The sequence below is a fragment of the Azospirillum sp. UFLA03-27 genome, assembly GCF_059803775.1.
On sequence record NZ_JAUQTX010000101.1, the window covers coordinates 1 to 21,499 of the forward strand.

At 67.5% G+C, this 21,499-nt stretch carries 8 protein-coding genes; 2 read left to right on the forward strand and 6 right to left on the reverse strand.

The window, feature by feature from the left end; translation table 11 throughout:
* Nucleotides 1–86: 86 nt before the first annotated feature.
* From Q4I23_RS16360 to Q4I23_RS16370, 3 genes are read right to left on the reverse strand one after another with little or no spacing between them, the layout of a single operon-like run.
* The gene (locus tag Q4I23_RS16360) at nt 87–680 is read right to left on the reverse strand and encodes a biotin transporter BioY (protein ID WP_137141241.1); all 594 of its coding nucleotides are present in this window, start codon (nt 678–680) and stop codon (nt 87–89) included.
* A 38-nt stretch (nt 681–718) separates the two neighbouring features.
* Nucleotides 719–2,719, reverse strand: coding sequence for an acetyl-CoA carboxylase biotin carboxylase subunit (locus tag Q4I23_RS16365; protein WP_498526906.1), 2,001 nt, complete (start codon nt 2,717–2,719; stop codon nt 719–721).
* Nucleotides 2,720–2,742: 23 nt separating this feature from the next.
* The gene (locus Q4I23_RS16370) at nt 2,743–4,275 is read right to left on the reverse strand and encodes an acyl-CoA carboxylase subunit beta (RefSeq protein WP_035678801.1); all 1,533 of its coding nucleotides are present in this window, start codon (nt 4,273–4,275) and stop codon (nt 2,743–2,745) included.
* A 219-nt stretch (nt 4,276–4,494) separates the two neighbouring features.
* Between Q4I23_RS16370 and Q4I23_RS16375 the strand changes: the two genes are divergently transcribed.
* Entirely contained in the window at nt 4,495–5,943 is a 1,449-nt protein-coding gene (locus Q4I23_RS16375) for a helix-turn-helix domain-containing protein (RefSeq protein ID WP_498526901.1), read from the forward strand.
* A gap of 61 nt (nt 5,944–6,004) precedes the next feature.
* On the forward strand, nt 6,005–6,733 hold the full coding sequence (locus Q4I23_RS16380; protein ID WP_498526902.1) for an aspartate/glutamate racemase family protein: 729 nt from the start codon (nt 6,005–6,007) through the stop codon (nt 6,731–6,733).
* Between the two features lie 75 nt (nt 6,734–6,808).
* Here Q4I23_RS16380 and Q4I23_RS16385 read toward each other — a convergent pair whose 3' ends face one another.
* The 3 genes from Q4I23_RS16385 to Q4I23_RS16395 all read right to left on the reverse strand — a co-directional run bounded on the left by Q4I23_RS16385 (nt 6,809) and on the right by Q4I23_RS16395 (nt 21,457).
* On the reverse strand, nt 6,809–8,035 hold the full coding sequence (locus Q4I23_RS16385) for a glycosyltransferase family protein (protein WP_498526903.1): 1,227 nt from the start codon (nt 8,033–8,035) through the stop codon (nt 6,809–6,811).
* A gap of 3 nt (nt 8,036–8,038) precedes the next feature.
* Complete coding sequence (locus tag Q4I23_RS16390) at nt 8,039–9,598, reverse strand: glycosyltransferase (protein ID WP_498526904.1); 1,560 nt, start codon at nt 9,596–9,598, stop codon at nt 8,039–8,041.
* Between the two features lie 228 nt (nt 9,599–9,826).
* Nucleotides 9,827–21,457: a calcium-binding protein gene (locus Q4I23_RS16395; protein ID WP_498526905.1), complete on the reverse strand. Its 11,631-nt coding sequence runs from the start codon at nt 21,455–21,457 to the stop codon at nt 9,827–9,829.
* Between the last annotated feature and the right edge of the window lie 42 nt (nt 21,458–21,499).

The window sequence follows — 21,499 nt, forward strand, 5'->3', positions numbered from 1 at the left end:
ACCGAGATCTACACTCGCGTATAATCGTCGGCAGCGTCAGATGTGTATAAGAGACAGGGGTGGGGGCAAGTACGAGCCCCTTACTCTCAGCCCTGCGACCGGCGGGCGACGACCTTCCAGGCTGCCTGCATGATCGCGGCACCCAGCGCGGTCTTCAGCACCGTGGCGGCCAGGAACGGCGTCAGGCCCAGTGCGACGGCCTTCTCGCCGCCGAACAGGACGGCCATCCAGGCGACGCCCGGAACGAACAGCAGGGCATGGCCGATCGCCAGGGCGCCGACGGCCTTCAGCGGGCTGCGGTCCCAGCCGCGCTCGGCCAGCCAGCCGGTGACGCCGGCGGCCAGGACGAAGCCCAGCAGGTAGCCGGCGGTCGGGCCGGCCATGTAGGCCGGGCCGGCGCCCGGACCGGCGAAGACCGGCAGACCGGCGAGGCCTTCCAGCAGGTACAGCAGGACCGTCGCCGTGGCGAGGCGGCTGCCGTAGGCCATGCCGAGCAGGATGACGACCATGCTCTGCATCGTCATCGGAACCGGCCAGAAGGGCACCTGCACCTTGGCCGAGGCGGCCAGCAGCAGGCTGCCCAGAACCGCCGCGGTGGCGGCGGTGAGCAGGCCGCCCCGCGGGGCGACCGTCTCGAGAAGCGAAGCGGCACGCTGCGAAAGCGTGTTTGCGAAAGCCATCGTCCTTACCTTTCCCTATATGTCGGAGCCCGCTTGGCTCACGCGAACTCCAGGATCTTCTGATCGACCGCCAGGCTGGAGCCGGGCGTCGCGTGCACCTTGGACACCGTGCCATCCTGCGCCGCACGCAGGATGTTTTCCATCTTCATCGCCTCGACCACGGCCAGCACCTCGCCGGCCTTGACCTCCTGCCCCTCGGTCACGGCGACCGAGACGAGCAGGCCGGGCATCGGCGACAGCAGGAACTTCGACATGTCCGGCGGCGCCTTCACCGGCATCAGCGCGTCAAGCCGCGCCGCGTTCGGAGTCAGCACCTTGACCAGCGCCTGGCTGCCGGAGTGGGACAGGCGGTAGCCGACGCCGACGCGGTCCACCTGGACGCAGACATGCGCGCCGTTCACCGTGCCGCGGAACAGCGGCTGGCCGAGCGTCCAGTCGCTCCACACCACATGGTGCCTGCCCTCGAAATCGACGGTGTAGCCGATGCGCTGCGGGCTGCCGTCCGTCGGGTGGACATGGACCGGATGCTGCGCGCCGTCCATCACGACGACCCAGTCGTCGCGCACCCGGACCTTGTTGCCCGGCATCTTGCCGGAGATCTGGATGTCGCGGTCGTTCAGGCAGCGGTGGATCACCGCGGCGACGGCGATCAGGACCGCCGGGTCGTCCGGCGGCAGGTCGGAGGCGTGGAAGCCGGTCGGGTATTCCTCGGCGATGAAGTTGGTGGTCAGCCGGCCGTCGACGAAGCGCTGGTTGGCCATCAGCGAGGCGAGGAACGGGATGTTGTGGCTGACGCCGCGAATGTAATACTGGTCCAGCGCCTCGCGCATGCGGGCGATGGCGGCGTCGCGCGTCGACCCCCAGCTGCACAGCTTGGCGATCATGGGGTCGTAGTACATGGAGATCTCGCCGCCCTCGTAGACGCCGGTGTCGACGCGGACGTGCGGGTCCTCCGACGGCGGACGGTAGTGCGTCAGCCGGCCGGTGGAGGGAAGGAAGTTGCGGAACGGATCCTCGGCGTAGACGCGGGACTCGATGGCCCAGCCGTGCAGCTTGATGTCGTCTTGGCGAAGCGTCAGCTTCTCGCCCGCCGCGACGCGGATCATCAGCTCGACGAGGTCGAGGCCGGTGACCAGCTCGGTGACCGGATGCTCCACCTGGAGGCGGGTGTTCATCTCCAGGAAGTAGAAGTTGCGCTCGGCGTCGACGATGAACTCGACCGTGCCGGCGGACTTGTAGTCCACGGCGCGGGCCAGCGCCACGGCCTGCTCGCCCATCGCCTTGCGGGTGGCGGCGTCGAGGAAGGGCGACGGCGCCTCCTCGATGACCTTCTGGTGGCGGCGCTGGATCGAGCATTCGCGCTCGCCCAGATACAGGGCCGTGCCCTGCCCGTCGGCCAGCACCTGGATCTCGATGTGACGCGGCTGTTGGATGTACTTCTCGACGAAGACGCGGTCGTCGGCGAAGGAGGAGCGCGCCTCGTTCTGGGCCGAGCGGAAGCCTTCGCGGGCCTCCTCGTCGTTCCAGGCCACGCGCATGCCCTTGCCGCCGCCGCCGGCCGATGCCTTGATCATCACCGGGTAGCCGATGTCGCGGGCGATGGTCACCGCCTCGCTGTCGTCGGCGATGACGCCCAGATAGCCGGGCACCGTGCTGACGCCGGCGGCCTTGGCCAGCTTCTTCGACTCGATCTTGTCGCCCATGGCCTGGATGGCGTGGGCGTCCGGACCGATGAAGGCGATCCCGGCGGCGGCCAGCGCCTCCTGGAACTCGCGCTTCTCCGACAGGAAGCCGTAGCCGGGATGGACGGCCTGGGCGCCGGTCTTCTTGCAGGCGTCGACGATGCGGTCGATCAGCAGGTAGCTCTGCGCCGAGGGGGCGGCGCCGATGTGGACGGCCTCGTCGGCCATCTCGACGTGCAGGGCGTTCCTGTCGGCGTCCGAATAGACGGCGACCGTCTTGATGCCCAGGCGGCGCGCCGTGCGGATGACGCGGCAGGCGATCTCGCCGCGGTTCGCGATCAGGATCTTTGAGAACAGGGTCGTCATGGGGCGGCGCGCCTTCAGAGCGGGATGTTGTCGTGCTTGCGCCAGGGGTTCTGGAGCTGCTTGTTCTTCAGCATGGACAGCGCCTTGATGACGCGCCGGCGGGTGCCGTGCGGCATGATGACGTCGTCGATGTAGCCGCGCGACGCCGCGACGAACGGGTTGGCGAACTTCTGCCGGTACTCTTCGGTGCGCGCCTCGATCTTCGCGGTGTCGCCGATGTCGCCGCGGAAGATGATCTCCACAGCACCCTTCGGCCCCATCACCGCGATCTCCGCCGACGGCCAAGCGTAGTTGATGTCGCCGCGCAGATGCTTGGACGCCATCACGTCATAGGCGCCGCCGTAGGCCTTGCGCGTGATCACGGTGATCTTCGGCACGGTGGCCTCGGCGTAGGCGAACAGCAGCTTGGCGCCGTGCTTGATGATGCCGCCGTACTCCTGCGAGGTGCCGGGCATGAAGCCGGGGACGTCCACCAGGGTCAGGATCGGAATCTCGAAGGCGTCGCAGAATCGCACGAAGCGCGCGGCCTTCTTGGAGCTGTCGATGTCCAGGCAGCCGGCGAGCACCATCGGCTGGTTGGCGACGATGCCGACCGTGCTGCCGTTCATGCGGCCGAAGCCGATGATGATGTTCTTGGCATAGTCGGGCTGAAGCTCGAAGAAGTCGCCCTCGTCGACCGTCTTGAGGATCAGCTCCTTCATGTCGTAGGGCTTGTTCGGGTTCTCCGGCACCAGCGTGTCGAGCGACAGGTCGTCGCGGTCGATCGGGTCGGTGCAGGGACGCTCCGGCGCCCGCTCGCGGTTGGAGGCCGGCAGGAAGTCGATGAAGCGGCGGAGCTGGAGCAGCGCCTCAACGTCGTTCTCGAAGGCCATGTCGGCGACGCCGGACTTGCTGGAATGGGTGATCGCCCCGCCCAGCTCCTCTGCCGTCACCACCTCGTGCGTAACCGTCTTCACCACGTCCGGGCCGGTCACGAACATGTAGGAGCTGTCCTTCACCATGAAGATGAAGTCGGTCATGGCCGGCGAATACACCGCACCGCCGGCGCACGGCCCCATGATCAGGGAGATCTGCGGGATGACGCCCGAGGCGTTGACGTTGCGCTGGAACACCTCGGCGTAGCCGCCGAGCGAGGCCACGCCCTCCTGGATGCGGGCGCCGCCGGAATCGTTCAGGCCGATGACCGGCGCGCCGACCTTCATCGCCTGGTCCATGATCTTGCAGATCTTCTCGGCGTGGGCTTCCGACAGCGAGCCGCCGAAGACGGTGAAGTCCTGGCTGAAGACGAAGACGAGACGCCCGTTCACCGTGCCGTGACCGGTGACCACGCCGTCGCCGGGAACCTTCTGGCCTTCCATGCCGAAGTCGTTGCAGCGGTGCTGCACGAACATGTCGAACTCCTCGAACGAGCCTTCGTCGAGGAAGAGTTCGATGCGCTCCCGCGCGGTCAGCTTGCCCTTGGCGTGCTGCGCGGCGACGCGCTTTTCGCCGCCGCCCAGCCGCGCACCGGAGCGCATGGCGTCCAACTTGGCCAGAATTTCTTGCATCAGGCGTTTCCCACTTTGGCGAGCGGCGGAGGACCTTGCGAACCTTGTGGCAGCGGTCCCCTCACCGGAACGCCTGGATTATTCACAAGATTTGCAACAGGGCAATTGGCCGGGCGGGAAAAATGTGCGAAGTTGCGAACATATTTGCAAACGCAGCGCGCGGTTTGCCAAGATTGCAAATATGCACTTCGGCATAATCTTCGGGTGATAGGCGGGTCCATGCAGAAGCTCTTCCTCGGCTACAAGCTCCGTCGCCTGCGCGAACAGCGCGGGCTGACCCAGGCGGCGCTGGCCAAGACGCTGGACCTGTCGCCGAGCTACCTGAACCAGATCGAGAACAACCAGCGCCCGCTGACCCTGCCGGTGCTGCTGAAAATCTCCGCCGTGTTCGAGGTGGACCTGTCCAACTTCGTGGAGGACGAGGACAGCCGTCTGGTCGCCGATCTGCGCGAGGCCCTGGCCGACCCGCTGTTCGCTGGGGCTCCCCTGACCAATGCCGAGCTGCGCAGCGCCGTCGGCTCCAGCCCGGAGCTGGCCCGCCGCGTGCTGAGCCTGCACCAAGCCTACCAGAAGCTTCACGAGCGGGTGCAATCGCTGGCCGACAGCCTGTCCAACCAGGAACCGAGCGACGCCTTCGCCGGGCCGCAATTCCCCTACGAGGAGGTCCGCGACTACTTTCACTACTGCAACAACTACATCGGCCCGCTGGACGAGGCGGCGGAAAAGCTGTGGGACACGGAGAAGATCCACTCCGGCGCCCTGCTGAACGAGCTGGCCGCCTATCTGAAAAGGCGGCACGACGTGCGGGTCAAGATCGTCGCCGACGACGGGGAGACGGCCATGCGCAGCTACGACGGCAGCACCGGCACGCTTCGCCTGTCCGCCCTGCTGAACGGCCCCAGCCGCGCCTTCCACATGGCCCACCAGATCGCCCTGCTGGGGTTCGGCGACGTGATCGAGGAACGGGTCGCCCAGGCGAAATTCTCCAGCGAGGACGCGCGGTCGATCTGCCGGGTCGGGCTCGCCAACTATTTCGCGGGGGCTCTGGTCCTGCCCTACCGCGCCTTCGCCGCCCAGGCGCGTGCGCTGCGCCACGACGTGGAGCAGTTGCAGAGCCGCTTCGGCGCCAGCTTCGAGCAGGTCTGCCACCGGCTGTCCACCCTCCAGCGGCCGGGGGCGCGGGGGCTGCCCTTCTACTTCGTGCGGGTGGACATGGCCGGCAACATCACCAAGCGCCATTCCGCCACGCGCTTCCACTTCGCGCGCTTCGGCGGCGCCTGCCCGCTGTGGAACGTGCACGAGGCCTTCGCACAGCCCGGCAAGATCCTCGTGCAGTTCGCCACCATGCCCGACCGCACCACCTACATCGGCATCGCCCGCACGGTGACCAAGCGCGGCGGCGCCTATCTGAAGCCGTCGCGGCAGTTCGCCGTCGGTCTGGGCTGCGAGGCGACGCACGCCAACGAGATCGTCTACGCCGCCGGCATCGACACCTCCAACGAGACCGCGGCCGTGCCCATCGGTGTGAACTGCCGCATCTGCGAGCGCACCGACTGCCAGCAGCGCGCCTTCCCGCCCATCGGCAGCCAGCTGTCGGTGGACGAGCACCACCGCAGCTTCGTCCCCTACCTGTTCACCCAGGAGGGGCGGACCGTGGAAAAGGCCTGAACGGTTGGCGATTCCGCTACGGCCGCTCTATCATCCGCGGCCCAACCGATAGGATCACGACATGACGACGCCCAACGCCCGGCCCCTGCCCCAGAAGACCATCGGCGTCCTCGGCGGCATGAGCAACCAGGCCACCGCCGAATATTACCGCCTGCTGAACGAAGGGCTGAACGCCCGGTTCGGCGGCTGGGACAACGGCGAGATCGTCATCGTCAGCGTCAATTTCGGCAACATCGAGCATTTCGTCCGCCGGAACGAGTGGGACGCCGCGCACCGCTACCTGTCCGGCAAAGTGGACGCGCTGGAGCGCGCCGGAGCCGACGTGATCCTGTGCGTGTCGAACACCATGCACCGTGTGGTCGAGCCGATCATGGCGGAGCGCGCCACCCCCTTCATCCACATCGCCGATCCGACCGGTGCCGCGATGCGGGCCGCCGGCCTGTCGCGGGTCGCTCTGCTGGGCACCATGCCGACGATGCTCTCCGACGACCTGCGCCGCCGTTACGAGGAGCGCTTCGGCATCGAGATCATGGTGCCCTCCGACCCCGACAAGGCGACGGTCGACCGCATCATCTTCGACGAGCTGGTGCGGCGCGATCTGCGCCCTGAATCCAAGGCCCAATACCTGGAAATCATCGACCGGCTGGCCGCCGACGGGGCGCAGGGGGTGATCCTCGGCTGTACGGAGATCTTCCTGCTGGTCGATCAGGCCGACCGCCCGGAATTCCCGATGTTCAACACGACGGCGCTCCACGCCACCGCCGCCGTGGCCTTCGCGCTGGGCGAATAAGGGCCATCGATCCGGCGTGCTGGAAGCCCGGCGGCGACGCGCGCCCTGCGCACGGGCGATGAACAACGACCCCGATCAGTCCTGCAACCTCGCAATGATCCTCGGCAGGATGGCGGTGAGGGCCAGGTGTTCGAAAGCCCAGTCCCGATGTGCCGACCGCAGCCTTGCGCGGCGGTCGGCATCTCCGGCCAGTGCCGACAGGACCTGAAGCGCGTCCTTCTCGCCGGTGAAGGTCAGGTCATCCTCATGCGGGCCGAACAGCCGGTCCGTGTCCGTGTGCCGCCAGCTCACCAGCAGCCCGTCCCGTTTGATGATTTCCAGCGTCCTTGGGAAGATCGCCGTATCGTAGGCGAGGCTGCCGAAATCCAGGCAGGCTCCGGCGGCGTGATAGACGTTGCGTGGCGCGGATGACACCGGCTCGGAAGCGATCCCAAACCGTTCCCAGCCGTTGCCCCAAAGCGAGAAAACCTCGCCGAAGCCGCGCCTGAGGGCGAGGGCGAAACGGCGGCGGTTCTCGACGGCGAAGGCGATGGTGAAGGCACGGTTGAAATCCAGCGTCCAGGCGGGGTCCGCCGACCATTCCGTCAGCCCGCACAGGTCCATGGCCTGCAGCCTGTGCAGCGTCGGCCGCTCCATCATCGCGGCGGACACGGCTTCCGCATGGCGGTGGATCGCCGGGGATACCGGCTCGCGGCCGGATTCGATGTGGTCCGGCCAGCCTTGTCCCAGATAGAGGAAGCGGTCCCGCACCGAGGCCTCCGCCTCTCCGGTGTCGGACGGCCCCTTCATCGCGGCGTAGGGATGGCGTTGCAGGCCGGGTGTCCCGTGCGACATCCAGCGCTTGTACAGATCGACGGAACCGCCCTGCGCCGGGCTGGTGTAAATCCAGCGATGGACACCGAGCGGCTCGTGGAACACCCGCGTCAGGCCGAGCCGGGCGGACTGTTCCGCCGATCCCCGGCACATGCACCACATGGAAATGTTGTTTTCCGCCATCCACCGGTCGGTCTCGCGGATCTGCTCCGTCGAGCGTGCCCCGACCTCCTCGAGCGGATGCTTCAAACAGATGTGGACGACGGCCGGCGGCAGGCCGAATCCGGCGATGTAGGCGCGCAGCATCTCCACCGTCGGGCGGGGAATGTCGAACAGGTTCAAAACGAACAGAACGTCGATCCGCCGGTCGATCAGGTCCTGCGAGATGTCGGGCAAGGCCAGCACGGACTCATGGCCGAGATCCACCAGAGCCGCGTGGATCGACCACAGGATTTCGGACGTGCCCTGGCCGCATAGAAGGAATCGCACGGCTTACTCCGGCTTCCTGAACAGTGCGACCGCCTCGGCCATGTAGGCGGCGAGTTGCGGCAGGTTGCTCCCCTCCTGCTCCACCGCCGCGAAGCGGGCACGGGCCTTACCTCTCGCCGCGGCAAGCAGCGCCGGATCGGCCGCCAGAGCCGCGGCGCGGGCGACGAACGCCTCATCATCCGCGACCAGGAAGGCGGGGCCGGCGACGCTGGCCACATCGCCGCCGGCATGCGACAGCACCGGCATTCCGGCGGCCAGCGCCTGTGCCGCCCCCGCTCCGCCGCCGGTGCGGCGCGGATTCAGGAAAAGGTCGCCGAGTTGGAGCAGAGCCTCCATGCGGTCGACATGGCCAAGGCAGCGCAGCCTCGCGGCGTGGCGGCGGCCGGACAGCCGGCCGGGCAAGGCCTCCGCTCCCCCGGCGAACAGCACCAGCGCCTGCGGCACCGCGTCCAAAATCCGCTCCAGCAATTCCAGGAAGTCGCCATCGACCTCCGCGTCCAGGCGGTTGCCGACAACGATGCAGGCAAACGCGGCATCCGGAATGGAAAACTCCGCGCGCGTGGCGGTGTCGCCGGTGCGGCGCAGCGACAGGCCGAAGCGGAAAGGCCGCCAGGAACGGGCCAGCCGCCCCTCACCGGCGGGCGGCACGCGGCCTCCGAAGTCCAGCACGATGTCGGCGAGCGAGATGGTCTGGCCGGTCGTAGTGGGGATGCACAGCAGCGGGCGTACGCCCTCCAGAAGATCGGCGACGACGACCGAACCGCCGAAGGCGATCACCAGATCCGGATCGAAGGCGTCCACGGCCGTCAGGAAGCCGTTCACCTTCTCCGCGGCGATGCCGGGTGCGGTGGAGGACAGCATGCGGACCGTCTCGTCCTCGAACCGGATCGTCTGCTCGCCGGACAGCCATTCCTCGACGGCGGCGGCGAAGGGTGGAATGAACGGGCTGTAATAGCGGTCCGGCATCATGTTGGTGTTGAGCACTAGAACCGTCCGGCCGAGGTCCCGTTGCAGCCGGACGGCAAGCAGCAGGAGGTCGCGCGATGGCTGGTGCTGGTCGGACAGGAACTGGTTGGTCACGATGACGACCTTGCCCGTGTCCGGCCGTCCCGCACGGCACGGGGCCGGAGCTATGCCCAGCCGCGAGGATAGCTGCCGCAGGAACCGCTCATAGAAGGGAAGCAGCCGGCCGGTCGTGAAGTCCGGAACCGACACCATGTCCATCCGCATCAGGAAAAGCTGGCGCTGCATGGACCAGTAGATCTGGTTGATGCCGTCCAGCGGCGCCAGGTCCAGCACATGGTCCAGCATGTCCAGGATGTTCACGTATCGGCGAAGATCGCCCGAGACATGGGCCAGCGCCGATTCCCGAAGAATGGGGTCCAGACCGGCGGTCGCGGCGTCCAGCGTCTCCATCGCCGCGGCGTCGCTTCCCAAACCGGCCGCGCGTGCAGCGTCACAGCTTTCCGAAATTTCCCTCAGCGCCTCGCCGGTTCCGGCTGGGCCCTGCAGCCGAGCGATGAGGTTGGTCAGGACGGCGGCTCGGGAGCTGAGATCTTGCATGGGAAGACGGCCCCGGTTGACTCGAGAAGCGCTGGCCCAGCTCGACCCGAGAGATTTGGGCGAATGCGATTTTGCCACCTATAGGAGCGGTTTGAGTGGAAGTCAACGCGATCACCGTGCGCATCCTCAGCCGGGAGAGGGCGCGGCGATGGCGCTTGGCAGGGGGACCCGGCCCATCGCGATGGGCCGGACGCTGCAACCTATCCGCCGCCGCAGCCGCAGCCGTCATCACCGCCACAGGGCGGTGATGACGGCGTCGATCTGTGGATAGGCGCCGGAGGAAATGCTCGTCGTGCCGGATACCGGCGGGGTGAAGCCGGCCATGGCCTGAACCATCTGGTCCACCGACGACGCCTGCAACACCGGACCGCCGGCGATCTCGAGACTGTCCAGGCGATGAGTGGTGCCGGAAAACCATCCGGCGACCGTCACCTTGTCGGCGGTGCCCACGAGTTGCAGTTCCAGGTCCGTCCCGACCTTGCGGAACCACAGCTGGTGCGGATCGACGGCGCTGTCGAACACGAGGCGGTCGTTGCCGGTGTCCGCGTCGTTTTCAACAATGCGGTCGTTGCCGCCGCCGGGCGCGAAGCGGTAGGTGTCGTTGCCCGGCCCGCCGGCCAGCGTGTCGTTGCCGGCCCCACCGTAGAGGTCGTCGTCGCCGTCACCGCCCGAAAGCTGATCGTTTCCACCGCCGCCGATCAGCGTGTCGTCGCCGGCCTCGCCATACGCCACGTCGGAGGAACCCGCGTCGCCGCGGCAGTCCAGAAGGTCGCTGCCGGCGCCGCCGTGCAGTTCGTCCCAACCGGAGCCGCCGATCAGCGTGTCGTTCCCGCCCTCACCGAACAGCGTGTCGTTGCCTCCTCCGCCGTCGATCCAATCGTCCCCGGCATAGCCCCACAACGTCTCCGTCGTCTCGCCGCCGACCGTCAGCAGCGGCAGGTCCTGGGCCGACAGATCGACCTCGGTGCCGTCGGCGAAGCGGACGGTCTGGAGATAGTTCGTCCCGTCGCCGGTCCCGTTGAAGCGGTTGGCGATGACGATCTGCTCATCACGGTCGTGGAAGCGCAGCACGAGGAAGGTTCCGAACCGCGCGCAATGGAGTTGGTCCGCCGAGAAGCCTTCGCCCATCAACAGCACGTCGTTGCCGCCGCCGCCCAGGATCGTGTCCCGCCCGCCCTCATACAGGATCAGATCGTCCCCCAGGCCGGCGTCGATGCTGTCGTCGCCGGCACCGCCCGACAGCGTGTCGTCGCCGGCCTCGCCGAACAGGGCGTCGTTGCCGGCGCCGCCATCGATGACATCGTTTCCGCTGCCGCCAAAGAGCAGGTCATTGTCGGCACCCCCGGACAGCGTGTCGGCTCCCGCCCCACCGTCCACGGAGTCGTTCCCGCCGCCGCCGTCGAGCCGATCGTCGCCATCGCCGCCATACAGCGTGTCGTTGCCGCCACCGCCGATGATGGTGTCCTGCCCGGCATCGCCATAGAGCGTGTCGAAGCTCGCCCCGTCGTCGCTGCTGTCGATGAGGTCGTCGCCGTCGCCGCCACGCACCAGATCGGCCCCCGCCCCGCCATAGAGGCTGTCGTCGCCGCCATAGCCATAGATCGCGTCATCGCCGCCGTTGCCCCGGATCACGTCCGCGACCTTGTAGCCTTCCAAGGTGTGACGGGCGTTGTCGTCCCGCGTGTCGATGACGAGATCCTGACGGCTCAGGTCGTAGGTCGAGCCATCGGCGAAGCGCAGGGTCTTGAGATAGTTCGCCCCGTCGCCGGCCCCGTTGAAGCGGTTTGCAACCACAATGCGATCGGGCAAGCCGTCGAACAGAATGTGCAGGTCAGCCCCGAACCGCTCGAAACGCAGGCTCGCGACGTCGAACCCCTCTCCGAAGGCCAGAGTGTCGTTCCCGCCGCCCCCGGTGATGGTGTCGCGGCCGCCCTGGTAGAGAACGAGGTCGTCCCCGGCTCCCGTGACGATCCAGTTGTTGCCCAGCCCGCCGGCCAGCGTGTCGTCCCCATCCTCGCCGTAGAGGGTATCGGCATCGTCGCCGCCATCGATCACGTCGTTTCCGGCACCACCATAGAGAGTGTCGTTGCCCGTATCGCCCGACAGCGTGTCCTGATCGGCATCGCCATACAGAATGTCATTGCCCGAACCGCCGTTGACGATGTCATTGCCCGAACCGCCCTTGATGGTGTCGATGCCGGAGCCGCCGTCCATACGGTCCTCACCGGCCCCGCCCTCCAGGGAGTCATTGCCGGCCCCACCGTCGATCCAATCGTCGCCATCGCCGCCATAGAGAGCGTCGCCGCCCGTCCCGCCGAGCAACGTGTCGTTGCCGCCGTCACCGTAGGCGGCGTCGCCGGCGGTGTCGTCACGGCCGTCGATCAGGTCGTCGCCGTCGCCACCGTACAGCCTGTCGACACCGGCCCCGCCATACAGCGTGTCGTCGCCACCATATCCGTAAATGGAGTCCGTGCCGCCGTTGCCCCGGATCACGTCACCGACGTTGTAGCCGTCCAGAATGTGGCCGGCGTTGTCGTCGTTCGTCGTGACGACGATGTCCGGACGGGACAGGTCGATCTCCGTGCCGTCGGCGAAGCGCAAGGTCTGCAGATAGTTGGCCCCCTCGCCGGTGCCAGTGCTGGTGAAGCGGTTCGCAATGACGATCCGCTGCGCCGTCGCGGCGAACACCAGATGAAGATCCTTGCCGTAACGCTCCAGACGCAAAGCGTCGGCGCCATAGCCTTCCCCGAAGACCAGAACATCGTTGCCGCCACCGCCGACGACAGTGTCGGTTCCGCCGCCATAGACCACGAGGTCGTCGCCGGCCCCTCCGTCGATGCCGTTGGCGCCCGTCCCGCCGTTCAGCGTGTCGTTTCCGACACCACCGAACAGCGTGTCGTTCTCCGTGCCGCCGGACAGGCTGTCGTTGCCGTCGCCGCCCTCCAGGTAATCGGCGCCGGCCCCGCCGTCCAGCACGTCGTCGCCAAGCCCGCCATACAGCGCGTCGGCGCCGTCGCCGCCCTTCAGCGTGTCGTCACCACCATAACCGAGGATCGAGTCGTTGCCGCCGTTGCCCTCGATGCGGTCGCCCATCCGGTAGCCGCGCAGCGTCTCCCCCGCCGCCAGACCGTAGGTTTCCAGCGCGATGTCCGGCGCGGTAAGGTCCACCAGGGTCCCGTCGGCGAAGCGCAGCGTCTGGACGTGGTTGATCCCATCCCCTTCCCCGTTGAAGCGGCCGACCACGGCAATGCGGTCGCCCGTGTCGCGGAAGGTGAGATACAGATCGTCGCCGAAGCGCGAGAGATAAAGCTGCTCCGCCGCCAGCCCGGCACCGAGTTCCAGCACGTCGTTGCCGCCACCGCCACGGATGGAATCCTGTCCCTGCCCGGAACCGGCATAGAGGAACAGGTCATCCCCGGCGCCGCCATCAAGAGAGTCGTTGCCAGCCCCACCGTCGAGCGTGTCGTTGCCGTCCTGGCCGTAAAGCTGGTCGTTATCGGCGCCACCGCGGATGGAGTCGTTTCCGGCCTCTCCAAAAAGAGTGTCCTTTCCAGCTCCTCCGTCTATCAAGTCATCGCCAGCGCCGCCATAAGACACGTCCGTCCCGCCGCCGCCGTAAATGGTGTCGCGCCCTGTGCCCCCATAGGACATGTCGTTGATGCCACCGGCGTAGGGGTCGTCACGGTTGTCGATTAGGTCGTCGCCTGCCCCACCATGCATTTCATCGGAACCGGCTCCTCCCCTGATGGTGTCGTTGCCGGCACCGCCCAGGATCGTATCGTTGCCGGTACCACCATCAAGCTCATCGTCACCGACACCGCCACCTATGCAATCATTGCCGTCACCGGCGCTGACGATGTCGTTTCCGGCCGCTTCGGTCGGGGATGGAGAAGGCAGTATGCTATCCAGCCCCCATGTGGATGTACCCCCTTCCCAGATGTACCAGCCACCAGAGAAAGGATAGCCTGCGACTTCGATACCAGCGATGTAGACGCCTGCCCGAGCCAGAGACGAGCCTTGATACTCGCTGACGACGTGGATCTGCAGCCGATCCGCTTCGCTCCGGTCGCGGACGGTGAACACGAAGTCCTGAGTGTTCCCTTTGTACGCGGTGCTGCTGCCGTCCTGTCCCAAATTCGAGTAATGGACGTCCACCCGTGCGTCCATCAGCACTGTCCCGTCAAGCGTAACGATCGTCCGCGGCCAGAACCATGTTATATGTCCGCCCATCCGGATTCGGATAACGATGACCTCATTGCCGGTCGTTGAGAAGCCGTCCCCCCACAGACGGTCCTCCCCGCTGCCGCCGACAATCGTATCGTCGCCGTCACCGCCAAAGGCGATGTCGTTGCCAGCGCCCGCATCCAGGACATCGTCCCCCGTGCCGCCCTGCAAACCGTCGCTGCCCGCGCTGCCATAGACGGTGTCGTTGCCCGCCTCGCCATAGAGGCTCTCGTTCTGGCCGGACCGGCCGTCGAGCAAATCGTCGCCGTCACCACCGTACAGTTGGTTGACGCCCGCCCCACCGATCAGCGTGTCGTCGCCGGAATAGCCGAGGATGGTGTCATTGCCACCCTGGCCGTCGATGAAGTCCCCAACCTTGTAGCCTTCGATCTTCTGGCCGGCGTTGGTATCGACGGTGGTCATCACAAGATCCTGCCGGGTCAGGTCCACCAGGGTCCCGTCGGCGAAGCGCAGCGTCTGGACATAGCTCGCCCCGTCGCCGTCGCCGTTGAAACGGCCCGCGATGATCAGTTGGTCGCTCATCCCCTGGAACCGGACATACAGATCGGTCCCGTAGCGAACGAAGTAGTGGCTACCAGACGCGAAGGCCCCAGCCAGGTCGACCACATCGTCGCCGCCGGTGTTGTGGACCGTGTCCACGCCACTGTCGAACCGGATGAGATCGTTTCCGGCGCCGCTGTGGATCACATCGTTGCCCGCTCCACCGATCAGCGTGTCATCGCCGTCATCACCCAATAGCGTGTCATTGCCGTTTCCTCCTTCAAGCGTGTCGATGCCATCGCCGCCCTCCAGGCTGTCGCTGCCGTCCCCGCCAATCAGGCTGTCGTCGCCCGCCCCGCCGTAAAGCGCATCGGCGCCCAGCCCGCCGTCCAGCAGGTCGTCGCCGGCATAGCCATAGATGGCGTCATTTCCGCCCAGCCCCCGGATCGTGTCGTTGACGTTGTAACCCTGCAGCGTCTCCGTCGCGTCGGTCGCCACCGTCTCCAGCACCAGCGCCGGGTCGGTGATGTCCGCCAGCGCGCCGTCGGCGAAGCGCAGCGCCTGGACGTAGCTCGCCCCGTCCGTCGCGCCGTTGAAGCGGCTCGTCAGCACGATCTCGTCCGCCGCGTTGCGGAAACGCAGGTAGAGGTCGTTGCCGAAGCGCGCGTAGTAGAGGTCCGCTTTGGACAGGCCGGCGCGCATCTCCAGAACGTCCCGGCCGCCCTCGTTGGTGATGGTGTCCCGCCCGCCGCCGTGGCGGATCAGATCATCGCCCAGGCCCGTCGAGATCGTGTTGGTTCCGCTGCCGCCCAGCAGAGTGTCGTTGCCGTCACCGCCCTTGAGCGTATCGTTGCCGGTCGCGCCCTCGACCCAGTCGTCGCCGGCGTTGCCTTCCAGCCAATCGTTCCCGGCGTTGCCCAGCAGGCTGTCGTCACCGTCGCCGCCGCCGAAGGTCTCACCCCCGTCGCCGCCGATGATGGTGTCGTTGCCCGCCTCGCCATAGGCCACATTGCCCGAGGCGCCGGTTCCGACGTCGTCGCTGTTGTCGATCCAGTCGTTTCCGGCGCCGCCGTAATACTGGTCGGCACCGAGTCCGCCGATCAGCGTGTCGTCGCCGTCACCGCCGTTCAGGCTGTCGTTGCCGTCCCCGCCCAGCATCAGGTCGTCGCCCGCATCGCCGTACAGCTGGTCGGTCCCGGCGCCCCCGGTCAGCGTATCGTCGCCGGCTCCGCCATAGAGCAGGTCGTTGCCGGTCCCACCATCCAGAACATCGTCGCCGGCATAACCGGAAATGGTGTCGTGACCGCCCAACCCCCGGATGGTGTCATTGACGTTGTAACCCTCCAGCCTTTCCGTCGCGTCGGTCGCCACCGTCTCCAGCACCAGCGCCGGGTCGGTGATGTCCGCCAGCGCGCCGTCGGCGAAGCGCAGCGTCTGGACGTAGCTTGCCCCGTCCGCCGCGCCGTTGAAACGGTTCCTCAGCACGATCTCGTCCGCCGCGTTGCGGAAACGCAGGTAAAGGTCGTTGCCGAAGCGCGCGTAGTAGAGGTCCGCCTTGGACAGGCCGGCGCGCATCTCCAGGACGTCCCGGCCACCCTCGTTGGCGATGGTGTCCCGTCCGCCACTGTGGCGGATCAGATCGTCGCCCAGGCCGGTCGAAATCGTGTTCGTGCCGGCGCCGCCTTCCAGCGTGTCGTCGCCGGCCTCGCCATACAGGCTGTCGTTGCCGTCGTCGCCGCTCAGGCTGTCGTTGCCCGCCCCACCGAACACCGTATCCTCGCCCGCGCCGCCGCTGACCGTGTCATCCCCGGTGCCGCCCTCGACGTAATCGGTTCCGTTGCCCGCGGCGATGACGTCGTCGCCGGCCTCGCCGTAGTGCAGATCGTTGCCGTCGCCGCCTTCCAGCGCGTCGTTGCCGTCCCCGCCCTCCAGCCGGTCGTCGCCGATGTTGCCCAGCAACCGGTCGTCGCCCGCGCCGCCGTAGAGCAGGTCATTGCCGGCACCGCCGTCCAGCAGGTCGTCGCCGGCATAGCCATAGATGGTATCAACCCCACCCAGGCCCTGGATGGTGTCGTTGGCGTTGTAGCCTTCCAGCTTCTCACCCGCGTCGGTCGCCACCGTGTCGAGCACCAGCATCGGGTTGGTGATGTCCACCAGCGTGCCGTCGGCGAAACGCAGCGTCTGGAGGTAGGACGCGCCGTCCCCCGCCCCGCTGAAGCGGTTGGCGAGGATCACCTCGTCGGACCGCCCGCGGAAGCGCAGATGGAGGTTGTCGGCGAAGCGCGCGAAATAGAGGTCCGACGCCAACAGGCCGCCGCCGATCTCCAGAACGTCCTGCCCGCCGATATTGCTGATCGTCTCGCGCCCGCCGTCGTAGCGGACGAGGTCGTCGCCAAGACCGGTGAACAGCGTGTCGGTGCCTTCCCCGCCGGTCAGGGTGTCGTTGCCGTCGCCTCCTTCCAGCGTGTCGTTTCCGGCATCGCCGTTCAGGATGTCGTCATCGGCGCCGCCATACAGGTAGTCGGCCCCGTCGCCGCCGGACAGCGTGTCGCGACCCGCCCCTCCGTAGAGGAAATCATTGCCGAGACCGCCGGACAGCGTGTCGTCGCCCGTCTCGCCGTCGAGGGTGTCGCCGCCGTCGCCGCCCTCAAGGCTGTCGTCGCCGGTGCCACCGAGGATGGAATCGCTGCCGGCTCCGCCATCGAGGGTGTCGTTGTCCGCGTAGCCATAGATGGTGTCGTTGCCGGCCATGCCGCGGATGACGTCGCCGACGTTGTAGCCCTCCAACACCTCGCTGGCGGGGTTCGCCACGGTCTCCAGCGCGATGTCCTTGCGGGTCACATCGAAGGTCGATCCGTCGGCGAAGCGCAGGGTCTGCACGAAGCTGGTCCCGTCGCCCGCCCCGTTGAAACGCCCGGTCAGAACGATCTGCTCACCCGAATTGCGGAACCGGACGTAAAGATCCTTCCCGAAGCGCGCGAAATACACCTCCTCCGGTGCGATGCCGGGACCCATCTCCAGAACGTCGTTGGCGCCTTCGTTGGTGATGGTGTCGCTGCCGCCGCCATAGCGGATCAGGTCGTCCCCGGCGCCGGTGTAGAGGGTGTCGTTGCCCATCCCGGTGGCCAGCGTGTCGTTGCCGGCCCGGCCATAGACGGTGTCGTGGCCGCTCCCGGCGATCAGCAGATCGTCGCCGTCCTCCCCGTCGATGGAGTTGTCGCCCTCCCCGCCGTCGATGCTGTCGTTCCCGGTGCCGCCGAACAGCAGATCGTTGCCGCCGCCGCCCAGGAGGGTGTCATCGCCGTCGCGGCCATAGGCCACGTCGCGGGCGCCGTCCGTGCCCGGATCGTCGCGGCTGTCCAGCAGGTCGTTGCCGGCCCCGCCGTCAAGGGAGTCCGATCCCGTCCCGCCGATCAGCGTGTCGTCCCCGGCGTAACCGAGGATGGAGTCGTTGCCCGCCTTGCCCTCGATCCGGTCGCCGACGTTGTAGCCGAAGAGCTGCTCGTTGGCGGCGGTCGCCACCGTCTCCAGCGCGATGTCGGTCCGCGTCAGGTCGAAGCGGGTGCCGTCGGCGAAGTCGATCCTCTCAACGTAGGACGCGCCGTCGCCCGCCAGACTGAACCGTCCGGTCACGATGATCTCGTCGGCCGGTCGGCCGCGGAAGCGGATGTGCAGGTCGTTGCCGAAGCGCGCGAAGTAGATCCCGCCGCGGGTGATCCCCGGCCCCATCTCGATGGTGTCGAACCCGCTGGTGTCCAGCAGCGTGTCGCGCCCGTCGCCGGGCCGGTACACGTAGGTGTCGTTGCCCGCGCCACCGTCCAGCGTGTCGTTGCCGATCCCGCCGACCAGCGTGTCGTTGCCGCCGCTGCCGCTCAGCCGGTCGTCGCCATCCTGGCCCAGCAGAAGGTCGTCGGTCGCCGTACCGGTCAGCAGGTCGCCCGTCGTCCCGCCCAGCATCGCCAGTTCGCCCAGCGGCAGGGTGGTGCCGTCGGCGAACTGGAGGCCGGCCAGCCCGGTGGTGCCGTCGCTGTAGGAGAAGTGGTTGACGATGCGGATCTGGCGGCCCGTCTCACGGATCACGACGACGAGGTCGCTGCCCGAGCGGGACAGCACCACGTCCTTCCAGTCCAGCCCCGGCGGCAGGCCGACCGTGTCGCCGCTGCCGGGGAACACCGTCTGGTCCGACCCCAGGTCGTCGAGTTGGAAGACCGAGGGCCCGTCGCCGCCGATCCACACATGCTCGACGCCGAGATTCCACGACGGTCCCGAGGGAAAGCTCACCTCGTCGAGACGGTTCTCGAAATGGTTGACCACCAGGATGTTGACCGTGCCGTCCGCCGAGACGATGCGCAGATCGTCGTGGATGCGCACCAGCCGCAGGTTGGCCGGCGGCACCCCGGCGGTGAAGCTGAGCCGGTTGAGGCCGCCGCCCGGATGGATCGTGGTCGGTCCGCTGTTGGCGCCGGCGTTGAAGGTGCTGTTGCCCAGGCTGCCGATCAGGATGCCGTTGCCCCCGACCGTCCAAACTTGCCCGTTCCCGTAGGCCAGGGTGCCCAGGCCCGAGCCGGCCCCCGCGACCCCGTTCGGCCCGAAATGGTTGACGGCGATCAGGTCGATGCGCCCGTCGTCGGTGAAGATGCGCAGGTCGACGCCGTCCCGCTCCATGCGGACGTCCGCCGGCGCGATGCCCGGCCCGAGGGTGAGGCGGTCGGTGCCGCCGCCGGGGAAGACGTAGAGCCGCCCCTGGCCGGGCAGGATCGTGAAGTCGTCGGTGCCGGCGTCGCCGAACACGACATTGTCACCCCACACGTTCACGACCTTGCCGCCGGAGAAGGTCACCGCCTCCAGGCCGCGCGACATGCCCTCGGTCGGCGGAGCGAACTGGTTGACGACGCGCACCGTCCGTCCGCTTCCGATGAAGACCACCAGGAGATCGTTGCCGTCGCGGGCGAGCGTCACGTCGCCCGGACCGACGTCGGGGTCGAAGTTGATGGTGCCGCCGCCGCCGGAATGGATGACCTGCTGGGCGGGGCCGGTCTTGCCGATCTGGAAGACGTCGCCCCGGCCTCCCCCGATCAGCGTGTCCCGGGAGGAGAGGTCGAAGCTCCGCCCGTCGGGGAACGTCAAGTCCTTGATGGCGCCGTAGTAGTTCAGGACGGTGATGACCTGGCTGGTGCGGTCGATGTGGATTTCCAGGTCCGAGCCGGTGCGGAACATCACGACCTCGGTGCTGTCGATGTCGCTGAACACCAGCGAATCGCCGCCTTCGGTGTAGATCGTCTGCGAGCCGGTGTCCCGCCCGACCAGGAACTGGGTCGGCCCCTTCCCGCCGAACACCACCGTGTCGCCGGTCAGCGGCATCATGGTGCCATCCGGTCGCTGGATCGCCTCCAGCGGCGCCCCCGCGAAGTGGTTGACGATGGTCAGGGAGTCCTTCGTGCCATCCACCGTCACGCGCAGATCGTCGCCGAAGCGGGTCAGCCGGATTTTCGACCCGTCGACGGTGTCCACGATCCGCACCCGGTCGTCTCCGGAGGTGTCGGGATAGAGGATGACGTCGCCCATGCCGGCCTGGATGACGAACTCGTCATGGTCGGAACCGCCGATCAGCACCTTGCCGCCCTGGATGTTCCAGGTGGTGCCGTTGTCGAAGACGAGGTCGCCGACGCCGTCCATCGCGAAATGGTTGACGACGACGATCTCGTCCTGCCGTCCTTCGATGGTGATGTGCAGATCCGCGCCGACGCGGACCACCCGCGTCTTGCCCGGGTCGGCGTCGATGCTCAGATGCTGGCCGGGGCCGCCGGGATAGATGATCGGGGCCGCCGGCAGGGTTTCCCGGCCACCTCCGCTGATGTGGACGGTGGATCCGGCGATCGGCCAGCCCACGCCGTTGAGGAAGATGATCTCCGGGATCATCACCACCCCGTCCGACGCGAACTGGTTGACGATGGTCATGCTGTCGGCGCCGAGCGTGACGCGCAGGTCGTCGCCGACGCGGGTCAGCCGCAGGTCCTTCGGATCGACGCCGGGGGCCGCAACGATCCGGTCGCCGTTGGCCTTGCCGCCGCCATACACGATGACGTTGCCCATGCCGGGCGTCAGCGTGAACACATCGTCGCCGTCGGTGCCGACCTGGACGCCGTTGCCGCCGACCGTCCAGACCTTGCCGTCGCCGAAGGCGACGCTGCGGAGCGCGTTGCCGAGGAAGTGATTCAGGATGGTGACGACGTCGCTGCCGTCGCCCATGACGATCTCGAGATCGCCACCGGAGCGGCGCAGCACCGTGCCGAGGCTGTCGATGCGCGGATCGAAGCGCAGGACATCGGTCCCGCCGCCGGGATAGATCGAGACGTGCCCGATGCCCGGCTTGGCCTCGAAGGTTTCGGTGCTGCTGCCGCCGAGCTGGATCTGGTGGCCCCAGATGTTCCAGATGTTGCCGTCCACGAACCGGATGGAATGGACGCCGCCGCTGGCCCCGCCCGCGAAGTGGTTGAGCACGGTGAGCGTGTCGCCGAGGCCGTAGACGGTCACCACCAGATCGTCGCCGACCCGCTGGAGCCGGACGTTGGCCGGGTCGATGCCCTGGCCGATGGTGATCTGGTCCATGCCGATGCCCGGCAGCACGATCCGCGAGCCGGTGCCGGGCGCCAGCGTGAAGCTGTCGTCCCCGGCGCTGCCGACCAGCACACTGGGATCGGTCAGCCGCCACGTCCGCCCGCCGACGACCACATTCTCCAACACCGACGCGCCCCATCCGGTCGCGAAGTGGTTCAGCACCGTGATCCGCTCGGCGCTGCCCTGCACGGCGATGACGAGGTTCTCGCCCTCCCGAACGAAGCTCAGCTTGTCGATGGGGATGCCGGTGCCGAAGGTCAGCGTGTCGAAGCCCTTGCCGGCGAACAGGGTCACCGCGCCATCGCCGGGCTTCACCGTGAAGAGGTCGGCGGTGTCCCCGCCGATGCGGAAGCCCTCCGCCGCGCCGATGGTCCACACCGTGCCGTCGGCGAAGGTGATGGTGCGCAGCCCGCTGTTGCCGGCGGCCAGCCCGTCGAAATGGTTCAGCACGGTGACGCGGTCCGTGGTCCCGGCGATGCCGATGACCAGGGCGTTGCCGTCGCGGCTCAGCGCCACGTCTGTCTCTTATACACATCTCCGAGCCCACGAGACTATAAC

Bases quoted from the DNA above. Each gene is read 5' to 3' on its own strand.
- Q4I23_RS16360 (WP_137141241.1), bottom strand. From the start codon at position 680: ATGGCTTTCGCAAACACGCTTTCGCAGCGTGCCGCTTCGCTTCTCGAG.
- Q4I23_RS16370 (WP_035678801.1), bottom strand. From the start codon at position 4,275: ATGCAAGAAATTCTGGCCAAGTTGGACGCCATGCGCTCCGGTGCGCGG.
- Q4I23_RS16375 (WP_498526901.1), top strand. From the start codon at position 4,495: ATGCAGAAGCTCTTCCTCGGCTACAAGCTCCGTCGCCTGCGCGAACAG.
- Q4I23_RS16380 (WP_498526902.1), top strand. From the start codon at position 6,005: ATGACGACGCCCAACGCCCGGCCCCTGCCCCAGAAGACCATCGGCGTC.
- Q4I23_RS16390 (WP_498526904.1), bottom strand. From the start codon at position 9,598: ATGCAAGATCTCAGCTCCCGAGCCGCCGTCCTGACCAACCTCATCGCT.